The 16575-nt window shown below is 51.9% G+C and carries 17 protein-coding genes; 10 read left to right on the plus strand and 7 right to left on the minus strand.

Features of this window, described 5'->3' with window-relative positions:
* Nucleotides 1-23: 23 nt before the first annotated feature.
* From WBL83_RS04505 to WBL83_RS04525, 5 genes are all read left to right on the plus strand, one after another.
* Nucleotides 24-650, plus strand: coding sequence for a flavin reductase family protein (locus WBL83_RS04505; protein WP_424587990.1), 627 nt, complete (start codon nucleotides 24-26; stop codon nucleotides 648-650).
* Nucleotides 651-828: 178 nt separating this feature from the next.
* Nucleotides 829-1089 (plus strand): DUF1471 family periplasmic protein McbA, encoded by a 261-nt coding sequence (gene mcbA / locus WBL83_RS04510; protein ID WP_424587991.1) that lies wholly within the window; start codon nucleotides 829-831, stop codon nucleotides 1087-1089.
* Between the two features lie 190 nt (nucleotides 1090-1279).
* Entirely contained in the window at nucleotides 1280-2587 is a 1308-nt protein-coding gene (celB, locus tag WBL83_RS04515; protein WP_424587992.1) for a PTS cellobiose transporter subunit IIC, read from the plus strand.
* A 6-nt stretch (nucleotides 2588-2593) separates the two neighbouring features.
* Complete coding sequence (locus WBL83_RS04520; RefSeq protein WP_424587993.1) at nucleotides 2594-3562, plus strand: N(4)-(beta-N-acetylglucosaminyl)-L-asparaginase; 969 nt, start codon at nucleotides 2594-2596, stop codon at nucleotides 3560-3562.
* On the plus strand, nucleotides 3559-4998 hold the full coding sequence (locus tag WBL83_RS04525) for a leucyl aminopeptidase (RefSeq protein ID WP_424587994.1): 1440 nt from the start codon (nucleotides 3559-3561) through the stop codon (nucleotides 4996-4998). Before WBL83_RS04520 ends, WBL83_RS04525 begins: the two co-directional genes overlap by 4 nt.
* Nucleotides 4999-5018: 20 nt before the next feature.
* Here the strand turns inward: WBL83_RS04525 and WBL83_RS04530 are convergent, their stop codons facing one another.
* Nucleotides 5019-5840 (minus strand): helix-turn-helix domain-containing protein, encoded by an 822-nt coding sequence (locus WBL83_RS04530; protein WP_424587995.1) that lies wholly within the window; start codon nucleotides 5838-5840, stop codon nucleotides 5019-5021.
* A 362-nt stretch (nucleotides 5841-6202) separates the two neighbouring features.
* Between WBL83_RS04530 and ybiJ the strand changes: the two genes are divergently transcribed.
* Nucleotides 6203-6463, plus strand: a complete 261-nt coding sequence (gene ybiJ / locus WBL83_RS04535) for a DUF1471 family protein YbiJ (protein ID WP_424587996.1) — start codon at nucleotides 6203-6205, stop codon at nucleotides 6461-6463.
* A gap of 137 nt (nucleotides 6464-6600) precedes the next feature.
* Here ybiJ and ybiB read toward each other — a convergent pair whose 3' ends face one another.
* Nucleotides 6601-7569, minus strand: coding sequence for a DNA-binding protein YbiB (gene ybiB / locus WBL83_RS04540; protein WP_424587997.1), 969 nt, complete (start codon nucleotides 7567-7569; stop codon nucleotides 6601-6603).
* A 14-nt stretch (nucleotides 7570-7583) separates the two neighbouring features.
* A complete protein-coding gene (gene dinG, locus WBL83_RS04545) occupies nucleotides 7584-9746 on the minus strand; it encodes an ATP-dependent DNA helicase DinG (protein ID WP_424587998.1) in 2163 nt (720 codons plus the stop codon).
* Nucleotides 9747-10007: 261 nt separating this feature from the next.
* On the opposite strand from dinG, the gene WBL83_RS04550 reads away from it, so the two are divergent.
* The 3 genes from WBL83_RS04550 (at nucleotide 10008) to WBL83_RS04560 (ending at nucleotide 12226) form a co-directional block, all read left to right on the plus strand.
* Nucleotides 10008-11129 carry a JmjC domain-containing protein gene (locus WBL83_RS04550; protein WP_424587999.1) on the plus strand — a complete coding sequence of 374 codons (1122 nt, stop codon included), beginning with the start codon at nucleotides 10008-10010 and terminating at the stop codon, nucleotides 11127-11129.
* 158 nt (nucleotides 11130-11287) lie between these two features.
* Nucleotides 11288-12043, plus strand: a complete 756-nt coding sequence (locus WBL83_RS04555) for a MerR family transcriptional regulator (protein ID WP_424588000.1) — start codon at nucleotides 11288-11290, stop codon at nucleotides 12041-12043.
* A 75-nt stretch (nucleotides 12044-12118) separates the two neighbouring features.
* Nucleotides 12119-12226: a membrane protein gene (locus WBL83_RS04560; protein ID WP_034494204.1), complete on the plus strand. Its 108-nt coding sequence runs from the start codon at nucleotides 12119-12121 to the stop codon at nucleotides 12224-12226.
* On the opposite strand, the gene WBL83_RS04565 is transcribed toward WBL83_RS04560, so the two are convergent.
* The 4 genes from WBL83_RS04565 to osmF form a co-directional block, all read right to left on the minus strand.
* Complete coding sequence (locus tag WBL83_RS04565; protein ID WP_424588001.1) at nucleotides 12207-12938, minus strand: ABC transporter permease; 732 nt, start codon at nucleotides 12936-12938, stop codon at nucleotides 12207-12209. The two genes, WBL83_RS04560 and WBL83_RS04565, sit on opposite strands and share 20 nt — an antisense overlap.
* The gene (locus WBL83_RS04570) at nucleotides 12922-13881 is read right to left on the minus strand and encodes an ABC transporter ATP-binding protein (protein ID WP_424588002.1); all 960 of its coding nucleotides are present in this window, start codon (nucleotides 13879-13881) and stop codon (nucleotides 12922-12924) included. The genes WBL83_RS04565 and WBL83_RS04570 overlap by 17 nt, the downstream gene beginning before the upstream one ends.
* The gene (locus WBL83_RS04575; protein ID WP_424588003.1) at nucleotides 13878-15035 is read right to left on the minus strand and encodes an ABC transporter permease; all 1158 of its coding nucleotides are present in this window, start codon (nucleotides 15033-15035) and stop codon (nucleotides 13878-13880) included. The genes WBL83_RS04570 and WBL83_RS04575 overlap by 4 nt, the downstream gene beginning before the upstream one ends.
* Nucleotides 15036-15115: 80 nt before the next feature.
* Complete coding sequence (gene osmF / locus WBL83_RS04580; protein WP_424588004.1) at nucleotides 15116-16027, minus strand: glycine betaine ABC transporter substrate-binding protein OsmF; 912 nt, start codon at nucleotides 16025-16027, stop codon at nucleotides 15116-15118.
* Nucleotides 16028-16385: 358 nt separating this feature from the next.
* Here osmF and WBL83_RS04585 point away from each other — a divergent pair.
* On the plus strand, nucleotides 16386-16575 hold a 190-nt coding region (locus tag WBL83_RS04585), incomplete at its 3' end, for a hypothetical protein (RefSeq protein ID WP_424588005.1).

The following is a 16575-nucleotide window of genomic DNA, read 5'->3' on the forward strand; positions in this document are numbered from 1 at the left end:
ATTTCATCACTGAATGAGGTCTTATGTCCGCGAAACGCTATTACTACGAACCAGCCGACGGCCACGGTTTGCCGCACGACCCGTTGAACGCCATTATCGGCCCGCGTCCTATTGGCTGGATTGCTTCTTACAATCAGCAAGGCCAGCGTAACCTGGCGCCGTACAGCTTCTTTAACTGTTTTAATTATCGACCACCGATTATTGGTTTCGCCAGCAGCGGCTGGAAAGACAGCGTGCAAAATATTCTTGAGACCAAAGAGTTCGTCTGGAACCTGACCACCCGTGAATTAGCCGAACGGATGAATGAGACCTCCGCCTCCCTCCCCCACGGTGAAGATGAATTTACCCGGGCCGGGTTGACCCCGGTAGCTGGACGTAAAGTGAAAGCCAGCCTGGTGGCAGAAAGCCCGGTCAATTTCGAATGCCGCTTATCTCAGTGCATTCAGTTAACCGGTGCTGACGGGACGGCAATTAATACTTGGCTGGTGTTGGGCGAAGTTGTCGCGGTTCACATCGATGAATCGCTGCTGATAGACGGCATTTATCAAACCGCACTGGCAAAACCGGTGCTGCGCGCGGGCGGGCCATCAGCGTATTACACCATTGATGAAGCTCATCGCTTTGATTTAATACGCCCCGACGCTCGATAAAACCAACGAAATCATGATCCTGTATCTGCATGATTTGTAAGTATTTCGTCAAGTAATGTTGTTCAAAAAATGAGCATGAGTTAATCAATTTTTTGCGCCGTTTATTTACCGCATTGCACCTACACTTCAAGTGCTGATTGATTTTTAACCAGCGCCCCTAAAGCGAGAGGATGTGATTATGAAAAAATTGCTGTATTTTTCTGCGGTTGTCACCCTTGCGACACTACCGTTTATTACCATAGCTGCCGAGCCACTCACGCACGGCAACACCGGTCAACTTCGTCCGGCAGGTACGGTTTCTGTTACTGGCGCAGCTAATCTTGATGATCTACAAACAAAACTTGGTGAAAAAGCGAAAGAAGAAGGTGCAAAAGGTTTTATTGTTAACTCAGCCAGTGGTGACGAACGTATGTTTGGCACCGCGACTATTTATAAATAGTCTGAATAGTTTGTCCCCGGGGTATTTGTAATAACGGCTTCCTAATCTGGAGGCCGTTTTTTATTTCATAAGCAATCACATGATACTTTTATCGGTTATCTGTGAATCCTCTCACTTTTTTCGCCGCTAACAATGTCTACTGTATGCAGCACAAGAATTGTCTCTTGTGATTCCTTACGGAGCGGTAACAATGAAAAACCTGATGGCCGCAATAGAAGCAAAGCTGATGCCGCTTGCGGGAAGAATGGCGCAACAACGCCACCTCGGCGCGATCCGCGATGCTTATATCTCGTTTATGCCGTTTATTATTGTTGGTTCAATCCTGCTGGTTATCTCTTCCTTCCCAAGCACTGCCTATCAGCAGTTTATGGCATCGATTTTTGGTGAAGGTTGGTCTGCAACTATCGAAATCCCGTTTAATGCCATCTTCTCGACCATGGCGGTATTTATTAGTTTTTTGGTCGCCTACCGTCTGGCCGAACGTTATGACATCGATAAAATGTCTGCCGGAATTTTGTCTCTCTCATGCTTTTTAATCCTGACCCCTTTCGCCAAAACCCAGGAGATCGGCAACCTGATCCCTATGGAGTGGCTTGGCTCGAAAGGCCTGTTTGTCGCGATGTTGGGCGCACTCGCGAGCACTGAACTGTTTGCCTGGATGCTGCGTCAGAACTGGGTGATTCGCATGCCTGATGGCGTGCCACCTGCTGTGCAAAAATCCTTTGCCGCATTGATTCCTTCACTGTTGATTCTGGTCATTGCGCTCGCAGTCCGCGTGTTATTTTCCAAAACGGATTACCACACCATTCACCAGTTTGTGTATGAAGTACTGGCGACACCGATCCGTCATTTTGGTACTTCGTATATTGGCGCGCTGTTTACCTGCTTTAGCATTACCAGCTTGTGGTCGATTGGGATTAACTCCGGTTCGATGGTCAACGGCATCCTGCGTCCTTTCTGGATGGAAAACCAGATGGAGAATCTGACGGCGACACAAGCGGGTTTGCTGCCACCGCATGTGGTGACCGAGCAGTTTTACGACATGATTTGGATGGGTGGCGCGGGTGCCACTTTGTCTCTGGTGATTGCTATGCTGCTGTTTGCCCGTAGCCAGCATATAAAAAATGTTTCACGTCTCGCGGTAGGTTCTTCCCTGTTTAACATTAATGAGCCGGTACTGTTTGGCCTACCGGTCATCATGAACCCGATAATGCTTATCCCGTTCAATCTCGTTCCTCTGGTGTTGGTCACCGTACAGTACATCACGATGTCACTAGGCTGGGTCGCTACAACAACCGGCGTATACATCCCCTGGACGCTGCCGCCAGTGCTAAGCGGATTCATTGTTACCGGGCATCTTAGCGGCGCAGTCATTCAACTGATTAACCTGCTAATTGGCGCCATCATTTATTTGCCATTCCTTAAAGTTGTGGACAAGCAATATCGGGCCAATGAAACCCCGGTCGTGTCTGCATCCACTAAACCCGCCACGGAGTAAGTAAACATGACGTTATCGAAAAACTGGGGCGTGATTGCGACCTGGCGCATGGCCTGGGAAGGCGTCAGCGAAGCCGCGCACATGTTGCAAGAACACAGGGCTGCCAGCGAAGCCGCTGTAAGCGCGGTGACGTGTGTAGAAGATTATCCTTTCTACAAATCCGTCGGTTACGGCGGATTGCCCAACGAGCAAGGCGTGGTTGAGCTTGATGCCGCATTTATGGATGGCACAACCCTTGCCATTGGTGCGGTTGCCAGCATTCGCGATATTGCCAACCCAATCCTTGTGGCGCAGGCCTTAAGCCGGGAACGCTTTAATAGCTTTATGGTGGGGGAAGGTGCGCAAACCTGGGCTTTAGCCCACGGGTTTGAACGAAAAAATATGCTGACGGAACGTGCTCATCAACATTACCTGAAACGAAAGCGTGAAACGTTAGATCGCGGCCTGAGCCCGTACACCGGCCACGACACCGTCGGTGTCGTTACGCTCGATCAAAATCAGCAGATGTGCGTGGCGACCTCCACCAGCGGGTTATTTATGAAACGCCCAGGACGTGTGGGCGACTCGCCGGTTTCCGGTTCAGGTTTTTATGCCGATAGCCAGATTGGTGCCGCAACGGCAACCGGCCTTGGAGAAGACCTGATGAAAGGCTGCATCAGCTATGAAATTGTTAGTCGCATGGGACGCGGCATGTCGCCACAGCAGGCCGCTGAATCAGCCGTTTACGATCTCGAAAGCCAGTTGATTGCCCGCTATGGCCGCGCCGGGGACTTGTCAGTCGTTTGTATGAATAAACATGGTGAGTACGGTGCCGCAACGACCATTGATAACTTCTCGTTCTCCGTTGCCACCCCCACCCAAGTCCCAACGGTGTTTTTGACCACACGCGAAGGCAAACAGACGTTAATTCGCCCGGCGGATCAGGCGTGGTTGGATGCCTATCACCAGCGTGTCACATCTGAGGTGATCATATGAAATGCCAGCTAATCAGCCAATGCCCGACAGACGCACATTTGATGCTGTGGAAAATTCACACGCCGGCATGGCCACGCACTCTGCATCCTTTGCTTGAAGAAATGGCTTTGCAAGACGAAGCGCAATCCACCCCTTTTGGCCTGAATGGCGTTTGTCAGCAGCTCACGCTGTTGCCTTCAGCCGACATCGAATGCCCGCAAGTATTGCGCCAGCTAACGGAGAGCCTGAGTACGGTGTTACCCAGCCCACTCGCACATCCTGTCGTGCTGGATATCTCCGGATTCTCTCTCGGAAATCCGACTGTTTTTGCCCGCTTGCGCACACTGCTTGTGGCCATCATGAATCGTTTCTACCAGCTTCCACAGTTAGGTTATCGCCAACAACCGCCCGAAAGTCACGACCAGGTTTGGCTATTAACTGCTGAGCACAGTGAGAGAGCCATTGAACTGGCTGCTCAAACCCAGGCGATTGCCAATGGAATGCGACTTTCCCGCATGCTTTCCGATACGCCGGCGAATGACTGCCGTCCACAAGATATCGCCCGACAGGCAGAAGAGTGGGCGAACGGTCATCGGCAAACTCACTGTGACATTCTTGATGAAAACGACATTCATGAACTCGGAATGGGGTGTCTGGAGGCCACAGGAAAAGGCAGCAACAACCCGCCACGCCTGGTCACACTGCGCTGGCAAGGTACACATGAAAATGCGCCTTACTATGCCTTCGTTGGCAAAGGCATCACCTTCGACACTGGCGGTTTGTGGCTCAAAGAAGGCGAAGGAATGCGTACCATGAAATACGATATGTGTGGTGCTGCCACCGTGTTCGGACTGATGGAAACCGTCAAACAGCTGCAATTACCCCTGAATGTGGTTGCCGTGATGGCACTGGCAGAAAACATGCCTGGCGAAAAGGCGATGTTGCCAGGTGATGTGGTGAAATCTCACGCTGGGCTTAACGTCGAAATTATCAATACTGACGCCGAAGGCCGCCTGGTGCTGGCAGATGCTCTCAGCTACGCCGCAACGCGCTTTAAACCAGCGGCATTAATCGACGTCGCCACCCTGACGGGTGCAGTGGTCAAAGCGTTGGGATACGACATTTCCGGCCTGATGAGTAACCATTCACAACTTAGCCAGCAATTGCAGCAGGCTGCAGAGTTAACGCAAGACCGGGTCTGGCCTCTGCCACTGGATGAAAGTTTTGATCCGCAGGTCAAAAGCCATATTGCCGATCTCACCAACACGCCGCCAAACAATGCAGCCATCGCCGTCTCCGCAGCCCATTTTTTAAGTAAGTTTTGTCATCAGACGCCATGGGCACATTTAGATGTCAGTGGTACCGCACTGAGCCGCGGAAAATTTACCCAGGCTAGCGGTCGCCCTGCTTTGCTACTGACGCAGTACTTACTTGATCTGGGTAAAGTCGATTTGTAGACCAGGCTCCTGTCACGGGATTAACAGGCTTTCAACCACGCAGCCGGTGTGAGATTTTTCAACCGGTTGCGGATTATCCGATGATTAAGCAAATCCTCGAATTCCAGTAAAACCGCACCAAAACCCAACCGCTTGTCGAAACGCTCACCATTCAGTAACTGCTCAAGAGATTGCTCCCACCCGCCGCTGGCCGCCCTTTCCAACCACTCTTCTGGCGTAGCTTGATGCAATGGCACCTGGAGTTGTTGCGCCAGTTGCTGTGTGAGTTCAGTAGAACGCGCGGTTAATGAACGCACCTGCAACAGCAAACCTTGTTGCAAAAAGCCCACCAGCGCATCAAGGGGTTGTGCGTCACCACGCTCGCGCAGCGCCACAGCAATAAAACCCGAAACTGGATCGCTAAATACCATCAGGCTGCCATGTTTATGGCTAATGATCTCCGGCAGTGGGAAAACATCCAGTCGCAGATGCCCGACGGGTTGTTTCAAATCAGGTTTCGTCAAACGCGATTGCTGCCAGTTTTGCAGCGTACGGCTGATGCTTGCGCGGGAAATGCCCTGTTGTACCAGTAACTGTGCCGCTTCCAGCAGTTCATCAAGGGAAAGGGAGAGCCGCACGCGTAGAAAGACCAGCATCGCCTCCTGCTGATGGCTCAGGGCGCGATGAATGGTATTTGGCCGATGAGATTTGTCATAACAGTCATCTCGCTTACGCCAGCGCCTGACGGTATCGACAGATATATTCAGCTCTTCCGCCAGTTCACTGTCAGATTTTTCAGAGCTCTGAATGTATTTGCGGGTACGCGGCGTCGTGGTGGCGTTGGAGTGCAGCTTAATCTCCATCAGACCCCTTCTGGTATGCAGTTAAGTAAAGTCTTCATTATAAAAGCATGTTAGCCGGCGAAAAGAGTCATTCGCTACATTATCTTAAAAAGAGCGCGCAAGCGATTGCAGGCCAGAGCGGGCCGGACCTTTCAAAAAAAAGTAGCAAAAGATGCGGTAAGCGAAGCGGTTGTAAAGATATATAAACCGAAATGATAATTCGCACGCTAATCATTTTTAATTTCAATGATTTAACATAAATTCAAATTTTTTGAACAAGGCGGTCAATTCTATTTGATTTTATATTCTGCTTAAAAGTGTGACCATAATCACATCGACGGAACATCGTCACCCTAAACAGAATAACCTGCGAGAAATTAACTATGAAAACCATCAAATATGCTGTAGCCGCTATCGCCCTTTCTACTCTTTCATTCGGTGCGTTCGCTGCACAATCCATCAATCCTGCTGAAGCACAGAATTTAGACAAAGTCGGTGTGGTTTCAGCGGATGGCGCATCCACTCTGGATGGCCTGGAAGCAAAATTGGCGTCTAAAGCAGAAGCAGCAGGCGCAAAAGCGTACTCAATCACTTCTGCTAACACCAACGGCAAAATGAGCGGTACTGCGGTTATCTACAAGTAATCCTGCAGTATTGCCCGGTATTACCCCTCATTGTTTTGGAGCTCTGCTCCACCCTGATAGACTCTGTTATACGCTTGTTGCCCGCGGATATTTACCGCGGGCTTTTTTTTGCCTTTTTTCCGTTAAAACGCGCCGGGTCAGAAGGTCTGATTGACGCGGGAAAGGCCATCTTCAAGGGTTGCCACTTCACCCGTCGCCAGCAGGCAACAGGCCATTTGTGTTTTGAGTGATTGCGGGACAGGTTCCAGGCCAGCAACGCAGCGTTCTATCCATCGGGCGGTCACTTCTGGATCTTTCCCGACTGGCAGCACCACTTCCTCATCACTGACGTCCGTTTGACGTTCGCTGACTACGCGTGCGCCCTGCGTATCGATAAGGGTTATCTGCGGGCAGCGTTGCGGATTGGCATACACTTCCCCTTCCGTACCGTGCATTAACAGGCCGCGCCCACCAATATCGGCAAAGAATTTTGCCACTTTCGGAACATACTCAGGATGGGAAACGCTTGCCAGACGGAGTGCTGCATCTTCTTCAAATGGGGTGGCCAGTTTAGCGAGCGTATGTGCACTATTGCGCACACCCATTCGCCAGCGCATCGCGAGTTGATCATCCATTGGCGGACAAAGCGCGCTGATGGGAATATAGACCGGATGATGTGAGTCCAGCCGGGCTTGCGCCTGGCCCGCATGCAGCGTCGACTCGACGCCCATCAGCTTAAAGATAGTTTCGGTTAATACGCGCGTTGGATCGTGACTGACCCCATGCACCACCACCGGAAAACCGAGACGATTAAGTAACATCGCCAGCAACGGTGTCAGATTCGCTTGTTTTCGTGCGCCGTTATAAGAAGGGATAACAATCGGCATCGGCTTATTAACCGGTGGCGTCAGGGAGATCAGGTGATGCTTCATTGCATCATAAAAGCCCAGCATTTCTGCTTCGCCTTCACCTTTGATACGCAGCGCAATCAACACGCCACCGAGTTCCAGTTCCGGCACCTCGCCTCTGAGCATATGGGCGTACAGGCCACGAGCAGTGTCAAAATCCAGGTCGCGAGCATGGTTCTTACCGCGCCCGACTTCTTTAATGATTTTACGGTAATCCACTCAGAGTCTCCTTTCTATTTCTTACTCGTACGTTTGCGCCGCACCGGAGTTTTTTTCGGTTTGGTATCTATCAGTTTAGCTGCTGGCGCTTCAGGCTGGCTTATGGGGAAAACCGGCAACGCGCCCAGTAAACGCTGGCCATAATTTTTGGTCAACAGACGTCGGTCATAAATCACCACCTCACCATAACAGCCGTGGCTACGAATTAAACGCCCAACCTGTTGAATAAGGTTAAACGACGCCGCAGGTAAGCTCTGTACTTCAAAAGGATAGCGTTTCAGGGTTTTTAACCACTCACCTTCCGTGACCACCACCGGGCTGTCGATAGGCGGGAACGCAATTTTGTGGATATGCACCTGGCTGAGTAGATCACCCTTTAAATCGAGCCCCTCAGCAAAGGATTGCAGACCCACCAGCACACTGGTTTCGCCTTGTTCCACCCGTTTACGGTGCGTTTCTACGAGCCGGTAACGCGGTTGGTCGCCTTGCACTAACAGCGTCAGGCGCAGGTCGGTGACATGGGTCATGAAAGTCTGCATCGCCCGGTTACTGGCAAACAACACCAGCATCCCTTTATGTTCACCTTTTGCCAGTTCAGCACGGAAAAATGCAGCCATTTCAGCCAGATGCTGGGCCTCGTTTTCCATAGTCGGCTCAACGGTTAATTGTGGAATAACCAGTTTTCCCTGTTCGACATGGTTAAACGGCGAGTCCAGCGCAATAAACCGGTCCCCCGCATGTTCGTCTAACCCGCTCATCTCTTTCAGGCGGTCGAATTTATTCAGCGAACGCAGCGTGGCGGAGGTCACAATGACATGCGGCACATTGCGCCACACCAGTTTTTCCAGCTGGTCGCAGACGCGGATACCGACGCAATGGAAGAAGAGATGCGGCTGGCCTTCACGAATTTCACGCGTCACCCATTTCGATACCGGTGCACCTGACGCCTGTGCCATCGCCGAGAGTCGCCACAGCTTGCTCTGGGTTTCGAAATAACCCAGTGCGCGGTTCATATGCAATAACGAGCGGTGTAAGCGCACAATATCGTGGGTGCCGGTTTTTTCACTGAGATCGTTAAGCAGCGCTTCTGCCAGGCTGCGCAACCCTTCCATCAGCTTCGCCAGGCGCTTACAAATCGCCATGATTTCATCGGGCAAAACACCCATTTCAAAGCGGTGCTCAGCCTCCTGCTCACCCGGCAACCATAGCGACACAATGCTGTTAAACGAACTCAGTAATTCGTAGATTTCGTCGCAATGGTTGGTCAGACGTTCTGGCACTGTCAGCGGCGGCGGGCTTTTCGGGCGGAACTGCGCCATGCAGGTTTCCACCAGTTTACTAAACAGATCAAACTGCAAACGGCTGTACCCTGGCGTGATTTCCGCGCTCATTTCCAGTGCGTCGCGCGCCACATCCGGCAAATGGTGGCCTTCATCTAAAATCAGCAGCAGGTTTTTTGCTTCCGGTAAAACTGCATCACTTTCCATGGCGGCCATCACCAGCGCGTGATTCGCCACCACCACTTCGGCATCGTCAATTTCACGTCGCGCCACAAAGAACGGACATTCACGATACCAGTGGCAATTGCGACCCAGGCAACTGGCTTTATCAGTGCTTAAGCGTCGCCACAAATCATCATCTATGGAGTGCGAGGTATGGTCGCGCAACCCGTCCCATTTGTAAGCGTCGAGATCGGTTTTTAGTTTGGAGCAGCGCTGCTGTTCGTCTTTGCTGGTCGGAGTCAGTTCATCTTCCAGAAAAGCCAGTAAATCGCCCTGAGCCAGGTTATCCGTGGCAAGTGCAGCCAGGTTTCGCGGACAGACATAGCGCCCGCGCCCAAAGGCGGCAGTAAATTTCAGGTCGGGAATGATTTTGCGTAGCAGCGGCAAATCTTTGCTAAATATTTGATCCTGTAGGGCGACGTTGGCGGTGCTGACCACTAACGTTTTCTGCTCGCCACGCGCGATGGCGATCCCCGGGATCAGGTAGGAAAGGGTTTTGCCTACACCGGTGGGTGCCTCAATCGCCAGATGACGTCCCTCATCACCCGCGAGCGTTTTCGCCACTTCGGCAATCATCTGCCTTTGTGGTGGGCGGGGAATAAAGTCCGGGATCTGTTGCTGTAGCGCCTTATACCAGGCGGCGATTTGCGCTTTTTGCGCAGAGGACAAGGCCATAAAAACTACGATACCCTAAATAATTGAAGTTGCAGGAAGGCGGCAACGCTGTGAACCCCGGGAGCTTACTCCAGTAAGTGACTGGGGTGAACGAGGCAAGCCAACGCACATGCAACGTAAAGTATGACGGGTATATACTGTATAAACAACCACTACTGCCCCACTTTTTGCAGTCTTACAGCAAGCCTTGACGCATGACAAGGCGGCTAATGGGCGACCCTCTCTATAATTGAGCCCGTTTATCCTCCACTGGTGTCAAAAATGGATTATCAACTTAATTTAGACTGGCCTGAGTTTATGGCGAAATACTGGCAGAAAAAGCCAGTTATTTTGAAAAATGCGTTTCCTAATTTTGTCGATCCGATTACGCCGGATGAATTAGCCGGTCTTGCTATGGAAGCAGAGGTGGATAGCCGACTGGTCAGCCATACCAATGGTCAATGGCAGGCCGCCAATGGGCCTTTCGAGCATTTTGACAATCTGGGTGAAACGGGCTGGTCCTTGCTTGCGCAAGCGGTTAACCACTGGCATGTGCCTTCTGCTGAGCTGGTACGTCCGTTCCGCGTGTTACCGGACTGGCGTCTGGACGATCTGATGATCTCCTTCTCGGTACCCGGTGGCGGCGTTGGCCCACATATCGATCAGTATGATGTGTTTATTATTCAGGGCATGGGCAGCCGTCGCTGGCGTGTTGGTGACAAACTGCCTATGCGTCAGTTCTGTCCACATCCGGCGTTGCTGCACGTTGATCCGTTTGAACCGATCATTGATGAAGATCTGGAGCCTGGCGACATTCTGTATATTCCGCCTGGTTTCCCACACGATGGCTTCACCCATGAAACTGCACTCAACTACTCCGTGGGTTTCCGTGGGCCAAATGGTCGTGATCTGATCAGCAGCTTTGCTGACTACGCGCTGGAAAACGATCTGGGCGGCGAGCATTACAGCGATCCTGATTTAACCTGCCGTGAGCACCCGGGCAAAGTTGAAAGCTATGAGCTGACTCGTCTGCGCGACATGATGATGGAAGTGATTAGCCAACCAGAAGATTTCAAGCAGTGGTTTGGCCGCTTTATCTCCACTCCGCGTCATGAACTGGACGTTGCGCCAGCTGAACCGCCCTATCAGCAAGATGAAATCCTGGATGCCTTACTCGGCGGTGAAAACCTGACGCGTTTGAGCGGATTACGCGTGCTGAATGTGGATGGCGCGTTCTTCGTCAATAGTGAGCCAATGGAAGCTCCGGTTCCGCAGGCCGCTGATGCTCTGTGCCGTTACACCACACTGGGTCAGGACGAACTGGGCGATGCTTTACAAAACCCAGAATTTATCAACGTCTTAACCGAGCTGGTCAATCAAGGCTATTGGTATTTCGACGATTAACAGTTTTACGGTGGATTAGCGCCAGCGACATCCACCCTTTTCTCCGTAATGCGCTGATAAAAAATATTTAGTTTCTCAACGTAACTAAAAATTACACAGAGTCTTTGCCACTGACTACAGTTATACGGGGGGTTTCCCGGGCAGACTTTGGGGATAACATGGCGCTTTATACGATCGGTGAAGTGGCTCTGCTTTGCGACATCAATCCCGTCACGTTGCGTGCCTGGCAACGGCGTTACGGGTTATTGAAACCACAGCGTACGGATGGTGGTCATCGATTATTTGACGATGCCGATATTGAGCGTATTCGGGAAATAAAACACTGGATTGAGCACGGCGTTCAGGTAAGCAAGGTGAAAGCCTTATTGGGCGGCGAGCTTCAGGATCGGGAAAACGGCTGGCGTGAACGTCAGGAGCAATTACTTCATCATTTACAAAGCGGCAGCCCGAACCGGCTACGCAGCTGGATTGCCGACATTGGTCGCGACTACCCAGCTGAAACCCTCGTCAACCAGCTCTACATCCCCCTTCGTCGTCGCCTGCAATGCCAACAAGTTACCCTCCATACTCTGCTTAGTCTGCTCGATGGCGCGCTCATCAATTACATCGCGTTGTGCCTCGCTTCGGCGCGTAAACGCAGTGGCAAAGATGCGTTATTGATAGGCTGGGACACCCCTGATACGACGCGTTTGTGGATGTCCGCATGGATGGCTATTCAACAGGGCTGGCGCGTGGATGTGCTGGCGCATCCGCTGCATCAGTTGCGCCCTGAGCTTTTCGCTCAACAAACATTACTGGTCTGGTGTGGCGATACGCCGACCCATAATCAGCTCGACCAACTGGAACTCTGGCGCTGCGCAGGGTTACAAATTTTCCCGCTGATGAGCAATGGGCATTCGACTCAACGCGCTTAAGAAAAATTTAAAGGTTCATTAACAACCCTGCTTCATCTTATAATCGCTCGCGTAATGTATAGAGCGGACATAAAGATGAAACTGAGTAAAATTGCCCTGGTGGGCGGTATGCTGGTAATGGCTATCGGCGGGATTGGCGGCGTAATGTTGGTAGGCTATATCGTTATCCTTCATGGCGCGTGATGTAACGTAACAAGCGCTCAAACAGGCGGTCGATAACCACTGCCGCCAGCGCAACCAGCAAAGCTCCCTGAATCACATAGGCGGTGTTAAAGCCGCTCAGCCCGATAATTATCGGCGATCCCAGGGTGCTGGCACCCACGGTTGAAGCAATCGCCGCGGTCCCGATATTAATGATTACCGACGTGCGGATCCCCGCCAGAATCACGGGTGCGGCCAGAGGTAACTCAACTTTTCGCAACATTTGCCAGCGACTCATCCCGGCACCTAACGCAATCTCTTTTGTCGATTCCGGCACGGCCCCCACTCCAGCCAATGTTCCTTGTAAGATTGGCAACACACCGTACAACACCAGTGCAATTATCGCTGGCTGCTGACCAAACCCCATCACCGGAACGGCAATTGCCAGCACCGCAACGGGTGGAAAAGTTTGCCCTGCCGCGGTAATGGTTTCCACCAGCGAGCGGAACTCAAGCCCTGCCGGGCGAGTTACCGCAATCCCCAACCCCATGCCAATGACAATCGCGACCAGGCTGGAAATACCCACCAGCATGAAATGTTTTAAGGCCAGCGCCACAAAACTGTCTTGCTGATAGAGCGGCCTTTCAAGTTCCGGGAAAAGCCAGCTGAATAAAGGGCTGCTGTACGGCATCACCATTAACAAGCCGATAAATAATGCAATCAGCCATAGCAAGGGATCACGGAGCAGACGCATTTTCACCTCGCATTTTTTCACCGTGAACCAGATCGCTAAAATGCAACACACCGGAAGGTTCGCCCTGCTGATTCACCACCGGTAGCTGCTGGCACTGACGGTCGACAAACTGCGACAACGCCTCGCGTAAGCTTAATGTTTCACTGATCGGCTCACCCGCTAAACGCTCCTCGGATCGTACCCGGTCGGCGACCAGGCGAAGTGACAATAGCCGCACCCCAAGCTCGCTGCGTCCAAAGAAATCCCGCACGAAATCTGTCGCCGGGCGCGTTAATAATTCCAGTGGCGTCCCTTGCTGAATCACCTGCCCGTTATCCATCAGCACAATTCGGTCAGCGAGCGTCAGCGCTTCATCAATATCGTGCGTCACCAGCACAATGGTGCGCCCCAGCAACTGATGGATGCGGATAATTTCTTGTTGCAGCGCGCCTCGTGTCACCGGATCCAGCGCGCCAAAAGGTTCATCCATCAGCAGCACTTCCGGATCGGCTGCCAGGGCACGCGCCACGCCGACACGTTGCTGTTGCCCACCTGAAAGTTGATGCGGATAGCGGTCACGAAATTGCGCCGCCTCAAGGCCGAGCAAATCCAGTAATTCGTCAATACGTGCACTGATTCGCGCTTTCGGCCATTTCAACAATTGCGGCACGGTCGCGATATTCTGGGCCACGCTCCAGTGGGGGAACAGCCCAATAGACTGAATCGCATATCCCATACGGCGACGCAGGGCTTTCGCGTCAAAATTACGGATCTCTTCGCCAGCAAAACGGATACGCCCGCTATCGTGCTCAATCAGCCGGTTTATCATTTTCAACGTAGTGGATTTACCGGAGCCAGAGGTGCCAATCAGCACCGTGAACTCCCCTTCCTTGATATTGAGCGACAAGTTGCTGACTGCCGCTTTGCCCTGGAAGGACTTGCTGACATTCTCAAATTCAATCATGGCTGTTTTTCCTCAAGTAATGAGATAAACAGTTTAAAAAATGCGTCCAGGATGACTGCCAGCGCGATAACCGGGATCACGCCGAGCAGTACCAGATCCAGCGCGCTGCTGAGTAATCCCTGGAAAATAATCGCCCCGAAACCGCCCGCACCAATCAGCGCGGCGATAACTGTCATGCCAATGGTTTGCACACACACCACCCGCAAGCTGCGTAATAAAACCGGTAGCGCCAGCGGCACTTCGGCCTGCCAGAAAACCTGCCAACGCGACATGCCCATACCTTCAGCACTTTCAATAATATTGCGCGGAACTTGCTGCAACCCAGATACAACGCCGCGTACCAGCGGCAACAGCGCATAGAGCACCAGTGCGATTAACGCAGGGGCGACGCCAATCCCGCTCACACCGATAGAGCCTAGCCATGGAGCCAGCTTAACCAGTCCCGCTAGCGGCGCGATTAACAAACCGAACAGCGCCACTGAAGGCACCGTTTGAATCACATTGAGCACCGAAAACACCGAGGATTGCCAGGCCGGACGGTTGTAACACAGCACGCCCAACGGCACGCCTATCGCCAGTGCGGGCAATAACGTCCCCACGAGCAGCGCCAGATGGCGAGACAGCGAATCATCAAACACGTCCTGCCGATTGGCGTACTCTTTGAGCAGTGAAAGTGAGTCAAAATAACCGCTCCACAACAGCGCCACCGGCACAATCCAGATTTGCAGATTGAGCAGCAAACGCCAGAGCGCTTTAGGTGTCAGGCGGCTGATAGCATCGGCACACAGTAACAAGCACAGGGTTAACGAAAGCCACAACCCGCTACCTGGCGACGTTCGCGCAAGGGGACTGCCCTGCGCAGCAAATTGTGTCGCCGTGCGCCCCATAACCCACAAGATAGCGATAAATAAGAGCTCGCCCACCAGCAAGGTCACGAGCAATGAAGAGGGCCGACACGACACAAGCGTAAGGCATGCCAGAATGAAAACCGGAACGCAGAGAATCAGCCAGGCATGCGCGGGGAGTTTGCTAAGCGCAATGGACTCTCCGGAGACCAGGCGGTTAGGAGCGAAGTTGATAAACGGTAATGCCGCGCCCGCCACTACCAGCAAAATCACCAGTAGCAGCAGGACGCGATTATGTATTTTGAACAAACAGACATCCTGTTGTTTTCGCTGTAACTGTCGGATGGCACTTACGCTTATCCGACCTACCAATATCCCCGGTCAACGACCTACTTCACAAAGCCTTTCTGCTTAAGATAATCAGCGGCGACTTTTTTAGCATCCAACCCTTCCACAGCAATGCTGGCGTTCAACTGTTGCAGTGTTTTCTCATCAAGAGAAGCAAACACTGGTTTTAACCAGTCACCCATTTCCGGATAGGCTTTCAGCACACTTTCACGCACTACCGGCGTTGGGGCATAAATCGGTTGTACGCCTTTTGGGTCACTCAGGGTTTGTAAACCGAGTGCTGCCACCGGCCCGTCAGTGCCATAAGCCATTGCGGCATTCACACCCGATGTTTGCTGCGCGGCGGCTTTAATAGTGACGGCGGTATCGCCCCCAGCCAGCGACAACAATTGCGGCTGTTCGAGTTTAAAACCATAGGCTTTTTCAAAGGCAGGCAGCGCATCGGAACGTTCGATAAATTCGGCGGACGCCGCAAGTTTGAATTCACCGCCCTTTTTCAGATAAGCACTGAGATCGTCAAGCGAGGTCAGTTTGTTTTTCTCGGCCAGATCTTTGCGAACGGCGATGGTCCAGGTGTTATTGGCCGGAGCCGGTGTTAACCACACCAGATGATTTTTCTCGGCATCGAGTTTTTTAACTTTCTCATAGCCAAGCTGCGCATTTTTCCACGCCGCATCTTTTTCATCTTTAAAGAAAAATGCCCCGTTACCAGTGTATTCCGGATAGATATCCAGTTCGCCCGCGGTAATCGCCCCGCGAACCACAGGCGTCGTGCCCAACTGGACTTTATTGACGGTTTTCACACCGTGGCTATCCAGCACCTGCAAAATGATATTACCGAGCAGTGAACCTTCGGTATCGATTTTAGAACCTACTTTCACTGGTTCTGCAGCCTGTGCCCCTGCAGCCAGCAAGACTAATCCCGCCACGCTCCAACGCGCTGATAAGTTCATCGTGCTTCCTCGCTGTTGTTCTTTGCTTAAAAATCATGGAGTCGCAAAAAGTTTAGTCGAGAATTTAGCAACTCGTGAAATCATTGCCTGCATTCGCGCACATTCGGACACTAAGGAATTATTGGGCATTCGTCCCCCCAACATTGCCTGCTATTGCAAAATTCTTTCTGAACCAGCCAGTAACTCTGTCCGTTTTCCACTTTTTAGTTATGTGATCTACATCACTGTCACGCCCTGACTCTGCCCGTATCTTCACAACCCTCTATTGCATTGATTTAATTACATTTATCAGGATTATAATTCAGTTTTAAGAATAGGTACTGATCAATAATTCCACGGACAGGAAAGGACTTCCATCATGGCCTCAGACGGCACCCGCTTTACCTTCACCGCCGGGCATACTCCGGCGGACACCTTTGCGGTGGTGGGCTTTACATTAAAGCAGTCTCTCTCTTCCCTGTTCAGCCTGGATATCACCGTCGCCTGCAAGGATCCGGCAATTGACTTCAAAAACATCCTTGATGAAACAGCCACGCTGGTTATCTGGC

This window comes from Buttiauxella sp., from assembly GCF_049686335.1.
Lineage (GTDB): Bacteria > Pseudomonadota > Gammaproteobacteria > Enterobacterales > Enterobacteriaceae > Buttiauxella.